This window comes from Alteribacter lacisalsi (genome assembly GCF_003226345.1).
Classification (GTDB): domain Bacteria; phylum Bacillota; class Bacilli; order Bacillales; family Salisediminibacteriaceae; genus Alteribacter; species Alteribacter lacisalsi.
On record NZ_PDOF01000003.1, the window covers coordinates 416,256 to 438,177 of the forward strand.

Consider the following 21,922-nt stretch of genomic DNA (forward strand, 5'->3'; position numbering starts at 1 on the left):
CTGGATCGTGCAGGTTGCTTCTAGAGCAGGTTGCCGAGCGGGCCGAGGTCGATGTTCAGGTCATCGTCGTCAAGGTTAAAGTGTTCTTTGAGTTCGTCCATTTTTTCCTCAAGGTTCATGAGGGCGACGCCGAGTTTTTCGATTTGTTCGTCGTTCAGGTTTCCGCTGTCTACGCGGCGCATGGCCTGACGTTCAACAAGCTGTCTGAGGAGCTCAATAACGGTCAGGACGAGCTGGGCGAGCCCTTCTTCGGCTTTTTCCGGGTCGAGTGACACGCGGCCGGTTGGCTGGTTTGTGAGTGATGTTGGACTGGCTGCTGCGAGTGAGTCTGTTCGGGTCATAGTTTTTGGGCCTCCTTCATTTTGTCGTATGTGTCGTCATGGGTATCAGACTGGGACGACTGGATCAGGGTCTCAACGGACGTGAGCAGGATGCGCAGGTCCAGGTAAACGAGGTCGATGTCGGCAATGGAGATGGTGATGTCACCGCGGAGGACAACGCCTTTATCGAGGACACAGTCGAGTATATCCAGGAGTGAGACATCCTGGTTTTCCATGGGTTTCGGATCGCCTATGCGGCTCGTTTGCATGGTGCGGTCACCTCGGTTCTGTTTAGGTGGGTGGTTATGGTTTGCGCCCAGGGCTAGGTTTGGGGCTCTTAGTAAGGCCTTTAAAGGTCTTAAATTGGATTTAGGGGTCTTAGCTAAGCCTTTACGGGTCTAAATTTAGACTTAGGGGTCTTAGCTGGACCTTTGCAGCTCTTAGCCTTCCTCGAGCGAAGAGAAGTGATAGGCGGGCCAGGGTCCGGTTAGCTCGAAGGTGAGGCCGGCGTTTGCAGGGTCGCTGTTGGCAGCTTCTACGGCTTCCATGATCGTGCCTGACTGCTCGGAGTTGAGCAGATAGGCGCTGTTGAAGCACATCGCTTCGTTTCGGCCGGTCACTTTGCGGTCCCAGTTTTTCTTGATTTCGTGATCGCTGCTCATTTCCTTGAGGCTTTCGTGGAGCGCGTCGCATTTCTCGGCAATCTCACGGTCGGCCTGTTCCGAGACAAATTGGTCGAGCTTACGCCGTTCGAAAAACTGTTTGCCTTTGCTCATGCCTTCGATCGCCTTGTTTTTTTCGGCGATGACCGGGCTTGTTTCAAGAACCGTCTCGGTAAACGTGTCGCGGTCGGCGTACACTTTCACGTTCCACTCTTCCTTGCCGGCAAGGGCGGAGAAGAGTTCTGTAAGGCGGTCCTGCTTCGTCTGCAGCGTCTGTTCGAGACTGACTGTGGTCTCGTAAATGGTGCCGAATTTGAGCGGAATAACCGTGAAGTCGCGGTTCAGGCGGTTCATCGTTTCGTGGTGATGAAACGCTTTTTCCTGAAGCCATTCCATGTTTTCGGCATTCTTTTTCAGTTCGTCTTCACTGAATTCATTTCGCTTTACCCGGCAGATGACGGCGGTCACCGGGCCGGTTTCGTGAAACTGAAGTTTTTCCTCCGGGTCGATGCCCGGCTGGTCAGAGGGGGCGGCATCGGCTATTTCGGATGTGGGAATGAGTGCGTACAGGTAGATGAGCTGGTCTGTTTTTGTCTGCATTGGGGCGTCTCCCTCCTTTTACTGATCTTCTTCCAGAGCTTCCCGGAGCTGCTGCTGTTCGAGCTCCTTGGCGACCCGGTAGCGCTGGAGCAGGATTTCCTCCTGCTTGTCGTAGGCTTCTTCGGAGATTTCCTCCATTTCGAGCATCATCTGCAGGTGGACAAGTTTCTGCTGGATGTGCTCGAGGTCGTACAGTTCCTTGTCTACCTCTTCCTTCACTTTCTCGCCGACCATAATCAGGGTATCGAGAGGCCAGGTGAAGATTTTAAAGATCATGAGGCACCCTCTGCTTTCAGTTTGATGTTGATGAAGTTGTACGCCGGCCACGGACCGGTATATTTGAAGTCAAGACGGTCACCCCACTCTTCGTGAATCTCGTTGACGAGTTCATCGAATGCCTGCTCGTTATCACGGTCCACGAGAAAAGATGCGTTCATAACCATCCGTTCGCTCACAGGGTCATTGTTCCTCGCCGCATCGGCCTCTTTGGCCAGCTGCTGGAAAATCTCTTTGTCAAAGTGGATCTGCAGGTCGGTCATAAACGTGCGCGCTGCTTCCCCCAGCTTGATCCGGTCGTAGTATCCGGCCTGCTTGGATTTACCTTCAGCTCCTGACTTGAGTGACTGGATATTCGGGTTTTCCTGTATGGTACGCTCGATCCATTCCTTTTTGCCAACAAGCTTGAGGCCCACTTCAATTTTGTTTTCGATTTTCGGGAAGATTTCGGTGAACTGCTTATAAAGTTTTCCCATGAGTATACGTACGTCTTCTTTATTTTGCAGGACGTTCCCGAAGCTCATTGGGATTACGGTATACTTTTTCATAATGTCTGCAACCAGGTCCTGGTGGGCTTTCAGGTTCTGCCGGCTCGGCTCGTATATCTGAACCGGGGCACGGGTGACAACCATGGCAGCATCTTTATAAGGGATTGTATAGACTTTACGGTGCTCGCCGGCAAGCTTCACTTTGCCGAACGTCTGGTCTTCTGCGGACGGAATCGCGCAGAACATGTAGATGCCTTCTGTCTCTGTGGTCATGCAGGGAATCCCCCTCTATATCTTTTTAAGCTCTTTGGCAATTTTATCTTTGGCGTCGGTATCGCTGCTCTTTTCCTCCATGCACCGTTTAACGGCGTCAGACAGGACGTCTTTACAGAGCGTGATGAAATCTTCATCCGACGAATTGATTGGGATGTTGTTATGCTTGGCGATGTCGCCGATCATAATTGAAGCACGGAAGCTAGGTCCCTGAACCTCTTCCTTCTCACAGAACTTGCGGATATTTTCCACCAGTTCCACGATCGTTTCTGCTTCCTCCTGCTCGATGCCGGTCCGATCCTTGATCATCTGGGCTTCCGTTTCGTTGGATCCGCGGGCAAGCTCAAGCGTAATCAGGCGATCCCGGATGGCGTCCTGTGACTGGAAAACGCCGGCATATTCGACCGGGTTACTTGTAAAGATGATTTTAAAATTCGGGTGCACACGGATGAACGCTTCGTCCTGTTTGGTGCCGTAAAGGGGCAGCACGCCTTCTTCAAGGACGCTCAGGAGAAGGTTGTTCGTTTCCGGGCGGGAGCGTGTGAATTCGTCATACACGACGGTATAGCCGTTTTTCGCGGCTTTGGCGAGCAGGCCTTCACTCCGCTTTTCGTTCAGTTCCTCAGTGTACTTGTAGACCGTGCGGATGAAGTTATCCACGTTTTTCGAAGCTTTATAGCCGCTCGTGCCACCGATCAGATCAACGTTTGCCATCTCGTGGTTACCCTGGAGAAAAACGACCGGCTGGTCGTACAGGCTTGCGAGATACAGGGCAAGTGACGTTTTACCGACACCGGCTGGTCCAGTGAAATGAACCGGGTACCCGGCGTTCAGGTATTGCCTGGAGCGGGCAACGAGCTTCTCTACGTCATCAGTGACGACGAAATTTTCAAGGTCAATGTTGCGTGAGCGCCGGACCGATTCGCGGTCGGAGCTGTTATCTTCTGCGTCACGATTGTTGGATGAGTCATTTTGGGACTCGTTTTTGGAGTCTTTGTTTCGGTTTGCATCAGATTTTGAATTAGACTTCGATTCTGAGCTGGATTTGGAGTCTTGTTTGCTAGATGAAGATTTGCTGGTGGAATTTGTGTTGGATTTCTCATTTGATTTAGTGCCTGATCCGGACTTGTTGTCGGAACTAGATTTGGAGCTGGAATCTGATTTTGTGCCGGATTCGGATTTGTTTCCGGAGTCAGATTTGGTACTTGATCCAGCGCTGCTGCTGGATTCCGATTTCGCTTCTGATTTTTTGCTGGAGCTTGAAGCTGATTTCTGCTGTGTGTCTGACTTGCTGTTTGTGTTTTTGCTGTTTTGCGTTTTATCTTCGGATCCGGTATTGGATGCGGATTTGGATTTTTGGTTTGAGTCCGTGTTAGAGCCGGACCGGGAACTGGTGCTTTTTTTTGATCCGGTACCGCTCTGCTGCGTGGACTGGCTTTTGTTTTTATTCGCTGGTGCGCTTTTTTGCCCGGAGGCACTGCGGCTGTTGTTTTTGCTCTTGTCGTTCTCTTTGCTGCCGCGGGTGAGTATTTTTTTCAGGCCCATGGGGTGTTACCTCCCTTTTTCTTCGACTCTTGCTGCGCGGTATCGGAGGTTTTTCCTGGAAAAGGATTCGACTTCCAATTCTGAGTTGACACGTGCGTGATAGACACCGAGAAGCTGGTCGCGTCCGTATTTTTTCATATATTCTTTTTCTTCTATTACTTCGACTTCTACGTCCCATCCCTTTTCCTCGGTGACGATGGAGGTGATTCGGTAGACGGGGTAGACGTGGTCTTTGAAGAATACTTTGACTGTGTCGATGACTTCTTCGATTTTCATTGTGGTATCCCACCTTTGGCGTCTGATTTTTGTACGCAGGAAAGAGAACCTGGTGCTGTGCTAAGCACCAGATTCTTCACTGCTGAGATGTTTAGGCAAAGTTCAGGCGGGCGGAGCCTTCTTCGGACTCTTCGTCAATTTCGCCCTGGACTTCATCGCGGAGCAGTCCTACAGCTTCCGCGTAGCGGAGCCATGTGTCAACAGATGCTATGACAACGCGGGCTTCGATGGTGATGAGTTCGATTCCCACGAGGGAAATACGTGCATATAGGTCGATTACGACACCTTTGTCGAGGATGCGGTCAATCACTTCGGCTAGACTTGATGAATCTGTACTTTTTTGAACGGCCATGTGCGGCACTCTCCTTTTTTAAGGCTTTTTGATATCATCTGAGCCTTTGATTTGTGTTGCGCTTTTGATGTCGGACGGTTTTTTGATGTCGCTGGTCTTTTTAATACCACCGTCCTCATTATCATCGTCCGAATCAGAGGAGCCTCCGCCGGTGAGTTCGTTGTCTTTTACTTCTTCTTTGGCGTCTTCTGCTTTGTCTGTAATGCGTCGTTTGGCGACTTTTGCTTTTTCCTGCAGCTGTTCTCCTGTGTCCTGGAGTTTGTCACCGGCTTCTTCTACGTTTTCTTTTACCTGCTCCTTGGTTTTCCGTACCTTTTCAAACAGGTTATAAAACTTCTTTCCGATAAACGTGGCTGCGGCGGCGTTTTTCGCTTTCGGGTGATCGTCGAGCTGTTCCTTTGCTTCTTCCTTCGCCTCTTCTTTTGCGGAGCCAAGGAGGCTTTTTGCTTTTTTCCGGACATTTTTATTCAGGAAGGCAAGGCTGCCGATGGCGAGTCCGGCTCCACCTGCAGCGAGGGCTTTGCGCCCCGTGCTGATTCTGCCTTCTTCTTGAGTATCTTCATCTTCTTGAATGTCATCATCTTCTTGAATGTCTTCTTCTTGAGTATCTTCTTCTTGAGTGACCTCTTCTTCTTCGGTGTTATTCGTTTCCTCTGACATGTCCTGGCACGCCTCCTTTATCCAAATGTGGTTAAATCTTCATTTTTGCAGGGTAAAAAAAGAGAGGCTCGTGCTCTCTTTTTTAATAAACAGGCTTTTTGTGATGCAGTGTGGTTACTTGCCGGCTTTTTCTTCAGATTCCTGGTTTTCTTCGGATGTTTCTTCAGTTTCTGATTGTTCACCTTCTTCATCCTGCTGTGCGGATGGAGGCTGGCTTAAAATGCTAGTGTTTGAATCTTCGTTCGGATTTCCTTCGTCCTCGATTGTTGCAGCTACTTTGTCTGCTGATTCGCGCAGACCGTCTGCAGCTTCATTTTTCTTTTTGGACGTCCAGCTCGTGATGCTGTCCGTGATTTCATTCGCTTTATCCTTCAGACTCTCGTAGCTCTGGGTGGATGAGTCGACAACGCCCTGCCACGTTTCTTTTCCTTTTTGAGTAGTATCCTCGTATTTGCCCACGAGGTCTTCTCTTACTTCTTTTCCGCTTTTAGGAGTGGATAGGACGGCTGCTGCTGAAGCAATGACGGCTCCAATTGCTGCGCCGGCGATAAAGCTGCCGGTTGAGAATCCGCCTCCTGACGGTTCCTGCACCGGAACGTTTCCGTTCTGGCTCTGTGAGCGGTGGTGCTGTTGCAACGGCTCTTCATTCTGCTGCCCGTTCCCTTGTGATCCTGCGTGATCCTGCTGCGCTGACTGGGGCTCTTCCTGCTGGTTCTGATGTTCGTTTTGTTTGCTGGACATTTCACATTCCTCCTAAACGTGATTTCTGTGGACTATACCCTTATTGGAAGGTGCAAAACTGGAAATTCGCCCCTTCTTTCATATTTAGTTATTTTGGCGCACAGGGATTTTTTCAGGGGGTGGCATTGGGATCGTTTTTGCCTGTGTGGCGGGAAAATGGACAAATTTACCGTAATTTTCAGGATTCGATAAGGATTTTTCGGGGAAATAGATTAGGTATGAATACAGTACTGTGAATTTCCAGTGAACGACGAAAATGAACACAAAGAGGTGACGGGTAGTTATGGTGGAATACTATAAGATCAGTGATCTGGCAAAAGAAATCGGAAAGCACGCGAGTACCGTGGACAGCTGGTTTCGTAAACTCGAGGAACGGAAGCTTCATTATGTGAACCGGGCGGACGAGGAACGGATTTATGACGATCTCGATTTGGATATTGCCCGGTTTGTGAAGGAGAAACGCGAGGACAACTGGTCCATGGACGCGATCTTTAAGGAACTTGAGGGTGAGTTTGATCTGCGCCCGTTCCCCACTCATGGCGGTGAGGTTAATATGGAGGAAATCAGAGAAGAACTGCGCCGCGAGCTCCAGGAAGAGATGCGCGAGCAGCGCGTGCAGGATCTGGTGCTGCGGCGAAAAATTGAGGCTGAGCTCGAGGAGGAGTCCCTCCGCCACTGGGACGGACTTCCTGAGACAAACCGTTTCCGCAAAGGCCGTTTCTTTATGAAACAGGAGGATCTGGAGAAGCGCGAGGAGTTTGTGAAGCGCTACGTGGACCGCCGCTTTGAGGAGAAGTTCCGCGAGATGATTAAGGATCGCGAAACGGTTCAGAAGAGCTGAATATAAGATAAGAAGGCCTCCGCTGGTGCGGGGGCCTTTTTGGCGGTGGTGGCTGGTACAGGGAGGCATCGGGTACGGGGGCGGAGCGGCTAAGACCTCTAAAGAGAAAATAAGGCCTCTAAAGGGGTTGCTAAAACCCTTAAAGGTCTTGCTAAAATCCCTAAAGGTTCAGCTAAGACCCCCAATGCCAATCCACTACCCTCCCCTCCCATAGCACCAGCCACTCGCCAGCATAAAAAACACCCCTGCCGCGCGATTGCGGCAGAGGCATTTATCAATACACTATCATTCATTACTGAACAGTTACGTCCTGAAGCATGAATAGACCGTTTGGATGCTTCCAGAAGCCGCCAACGTTTTCACCAAGACCTACAAGGTAAGTTGTATGGTAAAGGTAAAGCATTGGAGCGTCATCTACAAGGATTTCCATTGCTTCAGAGTACAGCTCCTGACGAGTATCTTCGTCAGTTTCGCGACGTGCAGCATCAAGGATCTCGTCAAGCTCGTCGTTAGCTGTGAACGTACGGTTACCAGCTGCTCCGTGCTGAGAAGAGTGGAACAGTGGGAACATACCGTAGTCAGCGTCACCTGTTACAGTAACCCAGCCAAGGATGAACATGTCGTGGTTACCGGCAGCAGTCTCATCAAGATACGCGCCCCACTCAAGAACTTCGATCTCTACGTCGACACCGATTTCTTCAAGCTGGGACTGAACGATGATCGCGATGTCCTGACGCTCGGCAGAATCGTTTGTCCAGATCGTTGTTTCAAATCCGTCGCCATAGCCTGCTTCCTCAAGAAGCTCACGAGCCTGGTCTGGATCGTATGGAAGATCTTCAATTGAATCATCGAATCCGAATACCTGCTCACCGATTGGTCCGATTGCAGGCTCAGCAGCACCGTCAAGAACGCCGTCGATGATCGCTTCTTTATCAATAGCCATCGCTAGAGCACGACGTACAGTTGGATCGTCGTAAGGCTCTTTGTCGTTGTTAAAGCCGATGTAGGCAGTAGACAGTGACTCCTGCTCGTAAAGTTCAACAGAGTCGTTGCCTTCTACACGGTTACGGTCTGTTGGACGGATTGGGTAAGCAATGTCAATCTCGCCTGCTTCAACAGAGTTAACCATCTGACCTGGGTCACCGATCACGCGGAACGTAACCTGGTCAACTTTGGCATTTTCGCCCCAGTAGTCTTCGTTTTTCACAAGAACAGTGTTGTCTCCGGAAGTACGCTCTTCAAGCATGAAGTAGCCTGAACCGGAAGAGTTGTTGTTGATGTAAGTGCCCGGCTCATCGCCGTCTTCCATTGCAGCGTAATCTTCTTCGATCGCTTCACCACTGATCATCGCGCCACCGGAGTGTGCAAGGTGGGATGGAAGTGGAGCAAATGGATATTCAGTCTTGATTTGTACTGTGTAGTCGTCTACAGCTGTTACTTCTTCAACCATTTCGAAAAGGAACGCACGTGGAGATGCAATGTCCTCATCAAGTACACGCTCGAAGTTGGCAACGACAACGTCTGCATTGAACTCAGAACCGTCGTGGAACGTTACGTCGTCACGAAGAGTGAATTCCCAGAGGTCATCTTCAAGAGCTTCCCATTCAGTAGCAAGAAGAGGCTCGATTTCCATGTCTTCAGTCTGTGTTACAAGTGTTTCATAGATGTTTACCTGAACGTTACTTGAAGGCACGTCGTTTGAACCGTGCGGATCAAGGGAAACGATATCAGCACCAAGTGCTACAGTAAGCTCGCCGCCTTCTTCGCCGGCTGCTTCCTCGTCGTCACCTTCGTCGTCAGTGTCATCTGCGTCACCAGTGTCTTCAGTGTCAGTATCTCCTGTGTCGCCAGTGTCGGCGCCTTCGTCATCAGGCTCACTCGCACAACCCACTAGTGCTAGTGTTAGCGCTGCAGGAATCGCAATGGACTTAATCCAGCTGCTTCTTTTCAATTGTGTTACCCCCTTGGATTATAAGTATCACCTATTAAAGTACATGAAGTTTGAAAAAAAGACAAGCATTGTATTTACAGTTTTTCTTAAATTCTTAACATTCCTCATGTTGAAAACAGTGAATTTATAAGGTTTTCCTGAAAAACATTATTTTTTTTGCCAAAAATTACACAAAAAAGTTCCCCCGCTTTCACGGAGGAACCTATGGTTTCCACTACTGAACAGTCACGTTCTGCAGCATACTGTACCCTGTCGGGTGCTTCCAGTAGCCGCTTAAATGGCTGCCGAGACCTTCGAGGTAGTCGGTGTGATAGAGATAAAGCATCGGCGCTTCATCCACGAGCAGCTGCATAGTTTCGGAGTATAATGCCTCACGCGCAGCCTCATCGGTTTCCATACGCGCATCTTCCAAAAGCTGATCCAGCTCATCGTTTTCAATAAATGTCTTGTTTCCAGTTCCATGCTGGGAGGAATGGAACAGGGAATACAGGCCAACGTCTGCATCGCCAGTACCGGTCGACCAGCCGAGAATAAACATATCGTGTTCCCCTGCAGCCGTCTGGTCAAGGTAGGCACCCCACTCTAGCACTTCAATGCTCACGTCCACGCCGATTTCCTCAAGCTGGGACTGAACGATAATGGCGATGTCCTCACGCTCTGACGTGTCGTTGGTCCAGATCGATGTTTCAAAACCGTCTGCGTAGCCTGCTTCCTCAAGAAGTTCACGGGCCCGCTCCGGATCATAACCGAGATCCTCGATGTTTTCATCGAAACCGAACACGTTGTCACTGATCGGCCCGACCGCTTTGTCAGCTGCACCTTCAAGAACGTTGTCGATGATCGAATCCTTGTCGATCGCCATGCTCAGTGCCTGGCGGACTCTTGGATCATCATATGGCTCTTTTTGATTGTTAAAGCCTACATATGCCATACTCACGGAATCCTGGACGTAAAGTTCAACGTCTTCATTCGCGTCTAGCCGGCTCATATCTGTTGGACGGATCGGGAAAGCGATATCAATTTCGCCCGCTTCAACAGAATTAATGATCTGGCCCTCATCGCCAATGACGCGGAACGTCACCCTGTCCACTTTTGCCGGATCTCCCCAGTAATTATCGTTTCGGACAAGGGTTATACTGTCTCCTGAGTTTCGTTCTTCAAGCTCAAAAAATCCGCTTCCTGGTGAGTTGTTGTTAATGTAGGAACCTGGATCCTCTCCATTTTCCATTGCTTCGTAATCCGCTTCAATGGCCTCGCCACTGATCATGGAACCACCTATGTGGGCAAGATGGGCGTCAAGGGCTCCAAAGGGGAATTCTGTTTTAATGCGGACCGTGAACTCATCCTCGACTGTCACTTTTTCAATCATTTCAAATACGTTGGCACGCGGTGAGGCAATTTCTTCGTCGAGTATGCGTTCAAGATTCGCTTTCACCACTTCGGCATTAAATTCCGAACCGTCATGAAAGGTCACGTCGTCACGTAGAGTGAATTCCCACAAATCGTCTTCAATCAGTTCCCAGTCTGTCGCAAGCATCGGCTCAAGTTCCATATCCTCGTCCAGATAAACGAGCCTGTCGAAAATATTTGCCTGGACGTTATTGGAAGGAACGTCGTTCGTTAAATGAGGATCGATCGCGACAATATCGGACTGCGTTCCGATTGTCAGCTCTCCGCCGTCTTCCCCTGCTGCTTCTTCTCCGTTTCCATCATCCGGGCTCCCGCCAGTTTCCTCGTCCGGTTCACTGGCGCAGCCGGCGAGCATGACTGCAAGCGCAACTGAAGCTGCGGCGGAAGTCGTAAAGGTGCTTTTCTTCATTGAATTTGTCCTCCTCTGAGATGTGTTTCGGTTCACTTAACACTCCACAAATTACAGGATAATTCAAAATCTTTCAACCTGTTCGACAAATTTCGTTCCTTTGTTTGCCAAAAAAAACAAAATATTATAACAGTATAATAAATGGGAGGCGGGATAAAGCCTTTAATGACGGGAAACCTTTAAGTGAAAGCGCATCCAAACGTTGACATGACAATAATTTCAAATGTTGAAATCCCTTGTAATATTGTGTTGAAATGATATAATTTCTCTTGTTATGCGAATCGGGAAAACCCTGAAAAGATTCTAATAATTTGGAACAGGAGGATGAAAAAATTGGCTGAAACGACACCTAATCAACCAGTCAAGCCACCATCGCCGTTTGTTGAGAATTTCAAGACAGTTTTCAAAAAACTGAAAAGAAACAAAGCGGCCATGATCGGCGGTTACATGATTATTTTCTTTATTCTTGTCTCTATTTTCGGGCCGATGCTTACCGTTCACCCGGTAACGACGCCTGATCTGACAAACCGTTTTGCCTCGCCGTCAGCGGAGCACTGGTTTGGTACAGACAACTTTGGCCGGGATATCTTTACCCGGATCGTCCACGGAATGTCGATTACATTAATGATCGGTTTTATGTCCGTGGCCATCGGTGCGTTTTTTGGCGTTCTAATCGGAGTCATCTCGGGTTATTATGGCAAAAAAATCGATGCAGTCCTTATGCGATTAATGGACATTCTGCTCGCGTTCCCTGGGATTCTTCTTGCCCTTGCGATTGTAACGGTGCTTGGAGGAAGTCTCCAGAACGTAATCATCGCGGTTGCGATCTTCTCGATTCCAGTATTTGCACGGATTGTGCGGGGTTCCACACTTGCCGTGCGGAAGCTTGAATATGTCGATGCGGTCCGCGCCCTCGGGGCAACAGATGTGCGCATCATTTTCCGGCATATTCTTCCAAATATTATGTCACCGATTATCGTACAGGCGACCCTTCATACAGCAACAGCCGTACTGACAGCGAGTGCCCTGTCCTATCTCGGTCTCGGTGCCCAGCCGCCAATGCCGGAATGGGGTGCCATGCTCAGTGACGGACGTGCCTACATGTGGGACAGCATTCACTTAACTCTGTTCCCTGGCCTTGCCATTGTTGCTGTTGTTCTTGCGTTTAACATTTTCGGAGACGGTCTCCGTGACGCATTTGATCCTAAACTTAAAGACTAAAAAGAGAGGTGATAATGAATGTATGTATATATAGTGAGACGCCTGATTCAGACGATCCCGGTTCTGCTCGGGGTGACCATCCTTGTTTTCTCCATGATGCACCTTGTTCCGGGTAACCCGGCACAGATCATCGCGGGGGAAAGTGCTTCACCTACACAAGTCGCAGCCATGGAAGAACGTCTCGGTCTGAATGATCCTCTTCCTGTCCAGTATTTCAGCTATATCGGAAATGCGATAACAGGTGACCTCGGTAACTCGATCCGGAGCGGTAACGCCGTTTCTGCCGAAATCGGCAGCCGGATTATGGTTACGGTTGAGTTGGCGTTATACAGTACTTTCCTAAGTATTTTCATGGGACTGATTGCCGGGGTTATATCGGCAACGAAACGCTATACCTTTACGGATGCAGCGATTATGATCATTGCTCTCTTCGGGCTGTCCATGCCGAACTTCTGGCTCGGGCTGATGCTCGTTCAGTATTTCTCCCTGCCGCCGCTGTCATGGTTCCCGGTTACAGGCTGGGGTACGTTCAGCCACGCGGTGCTGCCGGTTATTACCCTTGGTACAGCCGGTGCAGCAATTATTGCCCGTATGACACGTTCCAGTATGCTTGATGTCATCAACCAGGATTACATCCGTACGGCCCGTGCCAAAGGGGTAAAAGAACGTTACATTATTTACAAGCACGCTCTTCGAAACGCCTTAATTCCGGTTGTTACGGTCGTTGGCCTCCAGTTCGGGGCTCTTCTCGGCGGAACGGTTGTTATCGAGCAGGTATTCGCCATCAACGGTCTCGGCCGTCTCGTTATCGAGGCGATTTCAGCACGTGACTTCCCTGTCGTACAGGGCTCGGTCCTAGTCATCGCCCTGATGTTCGTTGCTGTTAACCTAATGGTGGACCTGAGCTATCGCTTCCTGAATAAACGAATTGAACTGGATTAAGGAAAGGAGGGAACTTTCATGTCAGATAAAACAAACACGATTATAGATGTAAATGAACTTCAGACGTCCTTTTTCGTCGAGGGAAAAGAAGTAAAGGCCGTAGACGGCGTGACGTTTGACGTACCAAGCGGTAAGACGCTCGGCATTGTGGGGGAGTCCGGATCCGGCAAAAGTATTACCTCCCTTTCCATCATGCGTCTGATTACCAACCCGGGAAAAATTAAGGGCGGTGAAATCAACTTCAATGGGGAAAATCTGCTGAATAAAACGGAAGCGCAAATGCGTAAAATCCGCGGAAACCAGATCTCGATGATTTTCCAGGAGCCGATGACGTCTCTTAACCCCGTATTTACGGTAGCCGACCAGATCGGTGAGGCCGTGATGATTCACCAGGGGCTTAACAAGAAAAAAGCCCGTGCGAAGTCACTTGAAATGCTGAAGCTTGTTGGGATTCCTTCTCCGGAAAAACGTCTCGACAACTATCCGCACGAACTTTCCGGCGGGATGCGCCAGCGCGTCATGATCGCCATTGCCCTTTCCTGCCGTCCGGAACTTCTGATCGCGGATGAGCCGACAACAGCACTTGACGTGACGATTCAAGCCCAGATTCTGCGCCTGATCAGAAACCTTCAGGACGAGCTCGGCATGAGTGTAATCCTGATTACCCACGACCTCGGTGTTGTAGCGGAGACGTGTGATTACGTTGCCGTTATGTATGCCGGTAAAATCGTGGAATACGCTCATGTAAACGACCTGTTCAAAAAACCGAAACACCCGTACACGGTTGGACTCCTCAAGTCCCTGCCCCGTCATGATATCGATATGGAGGGTGACCTGAGCACAATCAAAGGGATGGTACCGACACCTGACGCCATGCCTGAAGGGTGCCGCTTTGCGCCGCGCTGTCCATTTGCCCGCGACATGTGCCGCGAGCGCCTGCCGCACCTTGAAAAAGATAATGGAAATCAAGTCCGCTGCTGGATTCATACTGACCAGTGGGACGGCCCGGAGGTGAACGTACGAGATGACTACGAATCTGCTGCAAGTAAACAATCTTAAACAGTATTTTCCGATTAAAGGTGGTTTCTTCGGCCGCCGGGTAAACGACGTTAAAGCGGTTGATGATATCAGCTTTGCTGTTAAGCAGGGGGAAACCCTCAGTATCGTAGGGGAATCAGGCTGCGGGAAGTCCACGACTGGACGTGCCATTCTGCGGCTGGATGAACCGACCGCCGGTGAAGTCTCGTTCAACGGCGTTGACCTTCTGTCTCTTAACGGACGCGATATGCGCAAGCAGCGTAAAGACCTGCAGATCATTTTCCAGGATCCTTACGCTTCCATCAACCCGCGCCAGACGGTCCGTCAGGTACTGAATGAAGCCATGGAAATTCAGAAAGTGGTTCCGAAGAAAGACCGGGAAGACCGGATGATGGAACTGATGGAAACGGTCGGCCTCGGACGCCACCAGCTTGACCGCTTCCCGCACGAGTTCAGTGGCGGTCAGCGTCAGCGGATCGGGATTGCCCGCGCCCTGGCGGTGGATCCAAAGCTGATTGTATGTGACGAGTCGGTATCCGCACTCGACGTATCGATTCAGGCACAGGTGCTGAACCTGCTGAAAAAGCTTCAGAAGGAATTTGATCTCACTTATCTGTTTATCTCGCACGATTTAGGTGTGGTACGCCACATCTCCGACCGGGTCATGGTCATGTATCTCGGTAAAATTGTGGAGATCGGCGATAAGAAGAGTGTGTTCGATAACCCGAAGCACCCGTACACGAAGACGCTCCTGAGCGCAATTCCTGTACCGGATCCAACGGCTGAGCGCGACCAGATCGTCCTTCGCGGCGACGTACCTTCACCGATCGATCCGCCGACAGGCTGCCGCTTCCACACTCGCTGTCCGTTCGCGACAGACAAGTGTAAGGATGAGGTGCCTGAGCTTCGCCGTGACACTGACCTGATGAAAGACGGCCACAACGCAGCATGCCACTATATCGAAGAGATCGAAAGCGGCGAAATGCAGCCTAAGTATAAGTAATGTTATGAGTTTGATGTTTCAGGGCCCCCTCCGCACTTGGTGCGGAGGGGGTTTTTTTAGGTGTGGAGTGGGAGGTAATCTGGTGGCATGCGAATTTGACATCAGGAGGAGGTTTTTTATGGTTTCGCTTATAAATCTGATTTATCGCTCATAAATTGGATTTTTGCGCTTATAAATCGAGTTTTTCGCTCAAAAATATAGTTTTTCCGCTCATATATCCAATTTTCCGCTTATACACTTTCCCAACCTAACTCTCGCCACATAATAAAAAGCAGGATTCCCACCTTTTATGTCGAATACTGGAAATTGATAATCGTATTCCTATAGACCTGAAAAAGAAAGGAAGATCAGCTTGATTTTAAAACCCCGCAAGTTCCCCCGCAATCTACGTCTCTTTGAAGCCGTCGTTAGAAGACTTCCTGCAGATCACAGTTTTCGCATCAAAGCAGAAAAGCGTCATGGTCAGTTACTATCTGGTCATTTTGGCGAGGTATCCACCGAGTACATCTTCCAAAGCCCGCTTTTTGAAGGAAGCAGCGTCTTCCATAATCTCCGTCTTGAATACTACAAGGACCGATTCCTCGAAATTGATACATTACTTGTTTTTCCCCAATTGATTGTAATATTTGAAATTAAGTATCTTGCAGGTAAAAGTGTACTGTTCAGAGGAAACCCTCCGCAGATGATTCGTACTCACATGAATACGGAGATTGCTGAGGACATATACGAAGATCCAATTCTCCAGGCTAAGCAGCAGGTAAAGAATCTTCAGCACTGGCTTCAGATTAATAACCTCCCAAAAATTCCTATAGAACCTTTTGCTGTCATGAGTAATATTAAGGCCAATATTATTATTGATTCGTCCTACAAGGAACCCCACAGAATATTGCGTAAAACGATGGTCGAATCAACCGTGGAGACTTTTTTTACAGAGGCAGGTTTCCAAACAGGTATGCAGCCACCCATACGTGAGTTGACCAGTAAACTTCTATCAAGTCACAGAGAAGATCGACGGAAAGCCATTGATCGCTTTCCGGTCAAGTACACTGAGTTTCTGAAAGGGGTTCATTGTCCAAAATGCTTTCGGATGCCAATGAACCGTGCACATGGTATGTGGCATTGCACGTTTCCAGAATGCAGTTACAGGTGTAAAGACGCCCTCTATCATACACTCCTGGACTATTACCTGTTAGCCTCGGATACCATTACGAACCAAAGCCTCCGTAACTTCTGCCGGATTGATTCCCCATATACAGCCTATCGCCAAATAAAAAACCTCAAATTACCAATGAAAGGAAACCGGAAATCAAGTGTTTACTGTTTAAAGGCGCTGTTTGAACCACTTTTGGGTGAATAGTGGAGCGGTGGATCACATGGGTATCGTAATTTGCGGTTATTATTGGCGGTTCCGCTTATAACCTGAGATTTTCGCGTATAAATTATTTATTCCGCTCATAAATCATAAATTCCGCTTATAAATCAGCAACTTCGCTCATAAATCTTATTTTCCGCATATATCTCCAATCAGCAGCTCCCACGCAAGCCCCACCTCCAACCTCCCATGTGCCGCCTAGCCCAATTTATGTTACTCTTTCTTTATCTAGCTGATTACAAAGGAGGAACTCAGACATGCACAAATTCGAACAGTCCGACCTGCTCCAGCGCCTGCCTGAGCAGTTTTTTGCCAAGCTTGCCGGCCGTGTCCAGAGGCTCGCTGCCGAGGGGCACGATATCATTAACCTCGGGCAGGGGAATCCGGATCTGCCGACGCCGCCACATATTATTGAGGAACTGCAGCACGCAGCAGAGAATCCGAAATTTCACAAATATTCCCCCTTTACAGGCTATCCGTTCTTAAAGGAAGCCGTAGCGGAATTTTACAAACGGGAGTACGATGTGGACGTTGACCCGAATACCGAAGTCGCCGTCCTTTTCGGCGCAAAAACCGGGCTTGTGGAAATCAGCCAGTGCCTGCTGAACCCGGGCGACACAGCACTCCTTCCCGATCCAGGCTATCCGGACTACATGAGCGGCATTGCTCTTTCCGGCGCCAAAACGGACCTGATGCCGCTGCGCGCCGAGAACGGCTTCCTTCCCGATTACAGCGAAAAAAGCGAAGCCGCACTCGACCGGGCCAAGCTCCTGTTTCTCAACTATCCGAACAACCCGACAGCCGGCACCGCCGACGCTGCTTTTTTTGAGGAAACGGTCCGCACAGCAGAAAAGCACAACATCTGCGTGGTGCACGACTTTGCCTATGGTTCGATCGGCTTTGACGGGGAAAAACCACGCAGTTTTCTCCAGACCCCCGGAGCAAAAGACGTGGGCGTGGAGATGTACACGCTCTCGAAAACGTACAACATGGCAGGATGGCGCGTAGGCTTTGCAGTCGGCAATCCCTCCGTTATCCAGTCGCTTGAGCTGATCCAGGATCATATGTATGTGAGCCTGTTCGGCGCAATCCAGAAAGCGGCCGCCACCGCGCTCACCTCGGACCAGACACCGGTACGTGAGCTCGCGGCCACCTATGAGCGCCGCCGCAACACGTTTATCAGCGCACTTCGCGAGATCGGCTGGGACGTGCCGGCACCAAAAGGGACATTCTTCAGCTGGCTGCCGGTGCCAAAGGGGTACGGCACGAGTGAGGAATTTGCCAACCTGCTCATCGACCGGGCCCATGTGGTGACCGCACCTGGCGTCGGATTCGGCGAGTATGGTGAAGGATACCTGCGCGCCGGCCTCCTGGCAGATGAGGACCGGATGCTCGAAGCCGTCGAGCGAATCGATAAACTGAAGCTGTTCGGCTGAGCGCAGACTAATGAAACAGCCCCAAATCCACCAATAACAACGAAACCCCGCACACTAAAAACGCATGGCCCTTCAACAAGGGTCCATGCGTTTTTCCATTCATCCTATCACTCGATCAGCTCTCCGTCCCCGTGTCTTCCTCCGGGTTCGTGGCAAGATCATCTTCACTGATCTGATCCGTACCTACGTGCTGCTCAAAGTAGTTTTCGGTCATACGCTCTTCATTTTCCGTCAGTTCCACGTCATGGCGGAAAACGGCCATGAAGATAAAGACGATCGCAAGGAAGATAAAAGAGCCGTACTTGCGAAGGCGCTTGCTGTTCATTGTTGTGTTTCACCTCTTCATACGTGTTGTTTCCTTTTATAATTCGCGCACCAAATCCCCGCAGTGAGGGCATCCGCGCACCTTAAATCATCTCAAACGTTTAGTAGTATAACATGACTTCACCTGGTGTGAACATGGTAATTCCCACCACTCACTCTTCTTCCTCATCGTCCCCGCCGCCGATCTGATCAAAAATGCCGCCCCGGTCATCCTCACGTTCCTTCGTCGGGTCCGACGCTTCCCACGAGCCTCCCCGGCGCGGGTCCGAACCTCCGTAGACGAGGCCGTTAGCCCGGTCGATGAACATCGCCTGAATGCCTCCGAAGAACATATCGCTGTCGTCAGTCATGACAACCCAGCCATCCACGTCTTCCCGGTCGTTCAGTTCCGCTTCAAAATCCGCCTGCCATTCAGCAGGGAATTTGCCGTCCACAAACACGCCTATCTCCCCGGTCCGGGCGATCCGGTCGTCAAAGTGAAAGCGCGGCTGTTCGATTGCCGATTTGAGACCGTATTCGAAAATATCTTTGTGCACGAGCGTCTGTGCGATCATATTCGGAATCCGCGCTCCTCCCGGCGACCCGAGCCCGAGAACACCCTGCTCCTCGCTTACCAGAATCGTCGGCGCCATGAAGCTCCGCGGCCGCTTGCCCGGCTCGAACCGGTTAATCGACTCAGGCGACTGATTGAAGTTGCTCAGCTGATCGTTCAGGAAAAAGCCCGCGTGATACTGTCCGGAGCCGAAAAAGTTACTCAGCGTATGCGTCACCGAAATCATCCGACCGTCCCGGTCCACCACCACAAAATGACTCGTATTGTTATGATCATTCACCACCGCAGGCGAATCGTCCGGGTGAAGCCGGATCCGGCCATATGGCGTGAACCCGCCCATCGCTTCCTCCGCATCCTCAGCCGGCACACTCTCAAGAGCCTCCGCCGCCATCTCCTCCGCGTATTCATCAGACGTGAGACGGTTCAAATTGTCCACGAACGGATTTTCCCATGCACTCCCCTGATGGAAATCAGGATCGGCAATGTACTGAAGCCGGTCATTGTACGCCTGAATCTGAAGACGGGTCATCAGCTCCGCATACGTGAGATACCAAAGCTCCGGGTCGCCACCGTCTTCCTTCATCTCCTCCAGGTTAAGACGCTCCGCCGCCTGCAGCATCTGGATCAGCGTCGGACCCGCGAGCGGCGCGGGCGCACTGTACACGCTGAAGCCCTGGAACGTCCCCGAGGCAGGCTCAGGCTGCTTCACCTGGTACTGCTGAAAATCCCCCACCGTCAACCCCGGATAACGCTGCTCCATCGCCGGACCGAGCTGCTCGAGAAAATAACTCCGCGGTCCCGTTTCCTGTATCGTACGCAGCGTCTCCGCCAGCTCCTCCTGAACAAGCATGCCGCCGGACTGCATCGGCTCGGCCCCCTCGAAGAAATGCGGCACCTCAGATGGGTTCATCCGGTACTGGGCATGATAGAGCCGCCCTGCCAGATAACGGTCGATCTCAAAGCCCTCTTCCGCCACGTCCACCGCCGGCTGAATCAGCTCACTGAAGCTGAAATTGCCCGATGCATAGTTGTCATAAATCGTGCTCATTCCAATCAGAAACCCCGGCACCCCGAAATTACTGCCGTACGCCTCCATCGATCCCACATTGTACGGCGCCGTCTCCCTGTAATCCAGATACTGCGGCACATTGCCGATCACCGGGTCATAGTAAAGAAGCGAACCGCCGCCGCCAATGCCCGATCCGTAAGGCTCCACCACATTCAGCATAAACGACACCGCAATGAACGCATCCGCCGCGTTGCCCCCGTCATCAAGAATATCCATCCCCGCCGCAACCGCAAGAGGATGAGCCCCGCTGATCCCGTAGCCCTCCTCCAGAGCCGCCACCTCGTCCTCCGGAATCTCCTCTACATCCGCGAGCCCCTGATCCGGGGAAAATTCAATTTCTCTAAAGCCCGCAATCAGGAAAATAATGATGAGTACGGTGCCGATAATGTTGGTAACCATACGAAGGCGCATCGCTCGTCCACTCCTTTCCGGGGTTGTTTTCCTCCGGGCTCACCCGGGGCGGCTGCCTTGTTTACGCTTCTTCTTCCCCACCGTCGATCTCAAGATACAGTCTGCCGTCTTCCTGCCAGGTTTCTGCTTCGTCACCGAGTTCTTTCGTTAGCGTGCGGAAGATCCGCTGCTTCTGCACCGTTCCGAACGGCTCTGTTGCCGGTATCGGTTTCGCCTCACGAATAATCATCGGGGAGAAGATAAACTGTCTCCGGCCGTCATTCATCAGCTTGAACTGGGTAATCAGCGCGTCAGACGTCCGGGACCACCCCTGGTCGGAAACGAAATTTCCGACACTGTAAAGAATCAGACTGTCCTCGTACACTTCCATTGGGCTGATGACGTGGGGGTAATGTCCCACAATCAAGTCGGCCCCCAGATCAGCAAGGTAATGGGCAAGCTCCCGCTGGCGGGAAAACACCCGGTTGTTGAAGTTTTCCCCCCAGTGGGCATGGACAATCACAAAGTCCGCTTCGGCTTCAGCCTGCTGCACCGCCTGGTACACGTCGGCAAGACGCCGCGTTGTCAGTACCCCCGAGCGATCCTCATCGACAGCGTGGTTTGGCGCGTATACGTCAGTAAAACCGACAGTGCCGACCGTGATGCCGTTGATTTCATCGATCACCGGCGTAATCGCCGCCTCCGTGTTGACCCCCGCCCCCACATAGCTGATCTCATCTTCATAGTGGTCAAACACGTTCAAGGTGTTTCGAAAGCCCAGGTAGCGGTAGTCGAACTGGTTGTTGTTGCCGAGTGTAACATTCGTAAATCCCTCGTCAATGAGCGCCGGCACGCTCTCGTATGTGGTGTAGAAATTCATCATCTTGTTCGGATTTTCCGTTATGTTCCTGATCGTGTCACCGTTCAAGTTTTCCATCGCCTCGGGCGGCATATCAATGATCGTCTGCTTGAAGTTGCCGCTCACGTAATCGGACGCCTCGAAATAAGGCCGGGCAAAGTCAAACAGGGACGAAAATCCATACCGGCTGGTGACTTCGGCCACGTGACGGCCGAACATCAGATCCCCGACGACCGTTCCGGTGACAAGGGCCTCTTCATCCTCCGGGACTTCGGGCACCTGGGCAAAGCTGACGAACTGACCTGCTCCGATCACGAGGATCAGGGCAAGCAGAAACACAAGTGCGTGCCGGTCTGCCCGTTCTTTATGCCGCTTCGTCATCGCGAGAAGCTTTTCTTTTTTCGTTAAGTACCGTTTCCTCGTGGTCATAATTAACCCGCCTTAGAACATGTAATAAAGAGTCATGATGATAAACGTGAGTCCGCTGAGCACCATCGTGCTCGTAACGGTAATGTAGACACCCTGTTTTTCAAATGAGTTGGCAATAAGCCCCGGAACGATTACCCCGATCCCTCTGAGCTCGTAAATTTCAAACGGAAACACCGGGTAAAAGAAGTCGAACGCCAGCTTCAGGACAACCCCTGTGAGCAGCATAGCGGCGAACTTCCGGCGGCCGTAAAGAATCGTGAACCGGGAAAACACGTGTACAACGAGAAAGTAAATCACACAGCTGATCAAAAAGATCGACATGAGGAAAAACGGCTGGTCGTAGATGAGTGCCAGGTAGCCCGGTACGATGATTCCGGCCGGCAGCGCCCCGGCTTTTTCGGCGTAAATAAGACTCAGAACAATTCCGACGACGAGGGTGATGTATAAGTCGGCTCCAAACAATGTGGATGCCACCTCCTTCT

At 50.8% G+C, this 21,922-nt stretch carries 23 protein-coding genes; 7 read left to right on the forward strand and 16 right to left on the reverse strand.

Going from position 1 to position 21,922, the window contains the following annotated elements:
* Positions 1-20: 20 nt before the first annotated feature.
* From CR205_RS16830 to CR205_RS16875, 10 genes are all read right to left on the reverse strand, one after another.
* Entirely contained in the window at positions 21-341 is a 321-nt protein-coding gene (locus CR205_RS16830; RefSeq protein ID WP_110521306.1) for a gas vesicle protein K, read from the reverse strand.
* Complete coding sequence (locus tag CR205_RS16835) at positions 338-589, reverse strand: gas vesicle protein (RefSeq protein WP_110521307.1); 252 nt, start codon at positions 587-589, stop codon at positions 338-340. The genes CR205_RS16830 and CR205_RS16835 overlap by 4 nt, the downstream gene beginning before the upstream one ends.
* 171 nt (positions 590-760) lie before the next feature.
* A complete protein-coding gene (locus CR205_RS16840; protein ID WP_110521308.1) occupies positions 761-1,582 on the reverse strand; it encodes a GvpL/GvpF family gas vesicle protein in 822 nt (273 codons plus the stop codon).
* 18 nt (positions 1,583-1,600) lie between these two features.
* A complete protein-coding gene (locus CR205_RS16845; protein ID WP_110521309.1) occupies positions 1,601-1,858 on the reverse strand; it encodes a gas vesicle protein GvpG in 258 nt (85 codons plus the stop codon).
* Entirely contained in the window at positions 1,855-2,619 is a 765-nt protein-coding gene (locus CR205_RS16850; RefSeq protein ID WP_110521310.1) for a GvpL/GvpF family gas vesicle protein, read from the reverse strand. The genes CR205_RS16845 and CR205_RS16850 overlap by 4 nt, the downstream gene beginning before the upstream one ends.
* A 15-nt stretch (positions 2,620-2,634) precedes the next feature.
* Entirely contained in the window at positions 2,635-4,164 is a 1,530-nt protein-coding gene (gene gvpN, locus CR205_RS16855) for a gas vesicle protein GvpN (RefSeq protein ID WP_110521311.1), read from the reverse strand.
* 6 nt (positions 4,165-4,170) lie between these two features.
* Positions 4,171-4,440, reverse strand: coding sequence for a gas vesicle protein GvpO (locus tag CR205_RS16860; RefSeq protein ID WP_110521312.1), 270 nt, complete (start codon positions 4,438-4,440; stop codon positions 4,171-4,173).
* A 91-nt stretch (positions 4,441-4,531) separates the two neighbouring features.
* Positions 4,532-4,792 carry a gas vesicle structural protein GvpA gene (gvpA, locus tag CR205_RS16865; RefSeq protein ID WP_110521313.1) on the reverse strand — a complete coding sequence of 87 codons (261 nt, stop codon included), beginning with the start codon at positions 4,790-4,792 and terminating at the stop codon, positions 4,532-4,534.
* An 18-nt stretch (positions 4,793-4,810) separates the two neighbouring features.
* Positions 4,811-5,452 (reverse strand): YtxH domain-containing protein, encoded by a 642-nt coding sequence (locus CR205_RS16870; protein ID WP_110521314.1) that lies wholly within the window; start codon positions 5,450-5,452, stop codon positions 4,811-4,813.
* 114 nt (positions 5,453-5,566) lie between these two features.
* On the reverse strand, positions 5,567-6,193 hold the full coding sequence (locus CR205_RS16875; RefSeq protein ID WP_110521315.1) for a YtxH domain-containing protein: 627 nt from the start codon (positions 6,191-6,193) through the stop codon (positions 5,567-5,569).
* A gap of 283 nt (positions 6,194-6,476) precedes the next feature.
* Here CR205_RS16875 and CR205_RS16880 point away from each other — a divergent pair, with 283 nt between their 5' ends.
* Positions 6,477-7,034 (forward strand): MerR family transcriptional regulator, encoded by a 558-nt coding sequence (locus CR205_RS16880; RefSeq protein ID WP_110521316.1) that lies wholly within the window; start codon positions 6,477-6,479, stop codon positions 7,032-7,034.
* A 292-nt stretch (positions 7,035-7,326) separates the two neighbouring features.
* Here CR205_RS16880 and CR205_RS16885 read toward each other — a convergent pair whose 3' ends face one another.
* Both CR205_RS16885 and CR205_RS16890 read right to left on the reverse strand, forming a co-directional pair.
* Positions 7,327-8,985 carry a glutathione ABC transporter substrate-binding protein gene (locus tag CR205_RS16885; RefSeq protein WP_110521317.1) on the reverse strand — a complete coding sequence of 553 codons (1,659 nt, stop codon included), beginning with the start codon at positions 8,983-8,985 and terminating at the stop codon, positions 7,327-7,329.
* A gap of 214 nt (positions 8,986-9,199) precedes the next feature.
* The gene (locus tag CR205_RS16890) at positions 9,200-10,804 is read right to left on the reverse strand and encodes a glutathione ABC transporter substrate-binding protein (protein ID WP_110521318.1); all 1,605 of its coding nucleotides are present in this window, start codon (positions 10,802-10,804) and stop codon (positions 9,200-9,202) included.
* 324 nt (positions 10,805-11,128) lie between these two features.
* Here CR205_RS16890 and CR205_RS16895 point away from each other — a divergent pair, with 324 nt between their 5' ends.
* The 6 genes from CR205_RS16895 (at position 11,129) to CR205_RS16920 (ending at position 17,816) form a co-directional block, all read left to right on the forward strand.
* Entirely contained in the window at positions 11,129-12,025 is an 897-nt protein-coding gene (locus CR205_RS16895; RefSeq protein ID WP_110521319.1) for an ABC transporter permease, read from the forward strand.
* Positions 12,026-12,043: 18 nt separating this feature from the next.
* Positions 12,044-12,967 (forward strand): ABC transporter permease, encoded by a 924-nt coding sequence (locus tag CR205_RS16900; RefSeq protein ID WP_110521320.1) that lies wholly within the window; start codon positions 12,044-12,046, stop codon positions 12,965-12,967.
* Between the two features lie 18 nt (positions 12,968-12,985).
* Complete coding sequence (locus CR205_RS16905) at positions 12,986-14,026, forward strand: ABC transporter ATP-binding protein (RefSeq protein WP_110521321.1); 1,041 nt, start codon at positions 12,986-12,988, stop codon at positions 14,024-14,026.
* Positions 13,992-15,008: an ABC transporter ATP-binding protein gene (locus CR205_RS16910; RefSeq protein ID WP_110521322.1), complete on the forward strand. Its 1,017-nt coding sequence runs from the start codon at positions 13,992-13,994 to the stop codon at positions 15,006-15,008. The genes CR205_RS16905 and CR205_RS16910 overlap by 35 nt, the downstream gene beginning before the upstream one ends.
* Before the next feature lie 352 nt (positions 15,009-15,360).
* Complete coding sequence (locus CR205_RS16915) at positions 15,361-16,365, forward strand: nuclease-related domain-containing protein (protein WP_161524821.1); 1,005 nt, start codon at positions 15,361-15,363, stop codon at positions 16,363-16,365.
* A 272-nt stretch (positions 16,366-16,637) separates the two neighbouring features.
* Entirely contained in the window at positions 16,638-17,816 is a 1,179-nt protein-coding gene (locus tag CR205_RS16920) for a pyridoxal phosphate-dependent aminotransferase (RefSeq protein ID WP_110521324.1), read from the forward strand.
* A 115-nt stretch (positions 17,817-17,931) separates the two neighbouring features.
* Here CR205_RS16920 and CR205_RS16925 read toward each other — a convergent pair whose 3' ends face one another.
* The 4 genes from CR205_RS16925 to pgsC form a co-directional block, all read right to left on the reverse strand.
* A complete protein-coding gene (locus CR205_RS16925; protein WP_110521325.1) occupies positions 17,932-18,141 on the reverse strand; it encodes a hypothetical protein in 210 nt (69 codons plus the stop codon).
* Positions 18,142-18,292: 151 nt separating this feature from the next.
* Positions 18,293-20,173 (reverse strand): gamma-glutamyltransferase, encoded by a 1,881-nt coding sequence (locus tag CR205_RS16930; RefSeq protein WP_110521326.1) that lies wholly within the window; start codon positions 20,171-20,173, stop codon positions 18,293-18,295.
* Positions 20,174-20,234: 61 nt separating this feature from the next.
* Positions 20,235-21,440 carry a CapA family protein gene (locus tag CR205_RS16935; protein ID WP_110521327.1) on the reverse strand — a complete coding sequence of 402 codons (1,206 nt, stop codon included), beginning with the start codon at positions 21,438-21,440 and terminating at the stop codon, positions 20,235-20,237.
* Between the two features lie 12 nt (positions 21,441-21,452).
* On the reverse strand, positions 21,453-21,902 hold the full coding sequence (gene pgsC / locus CR205_RS16940) for a poly-gamma-glutamate biosynthesis protein PgsC (RefSeq protein WP_110521328.1): 450 nt from the start codon (positions 21,900-21,902) through the stop codon (positions 21,453-21,455).
* Between the last annotated feature and the right edge of the window lie 20 nt (positions 21,903-21,922).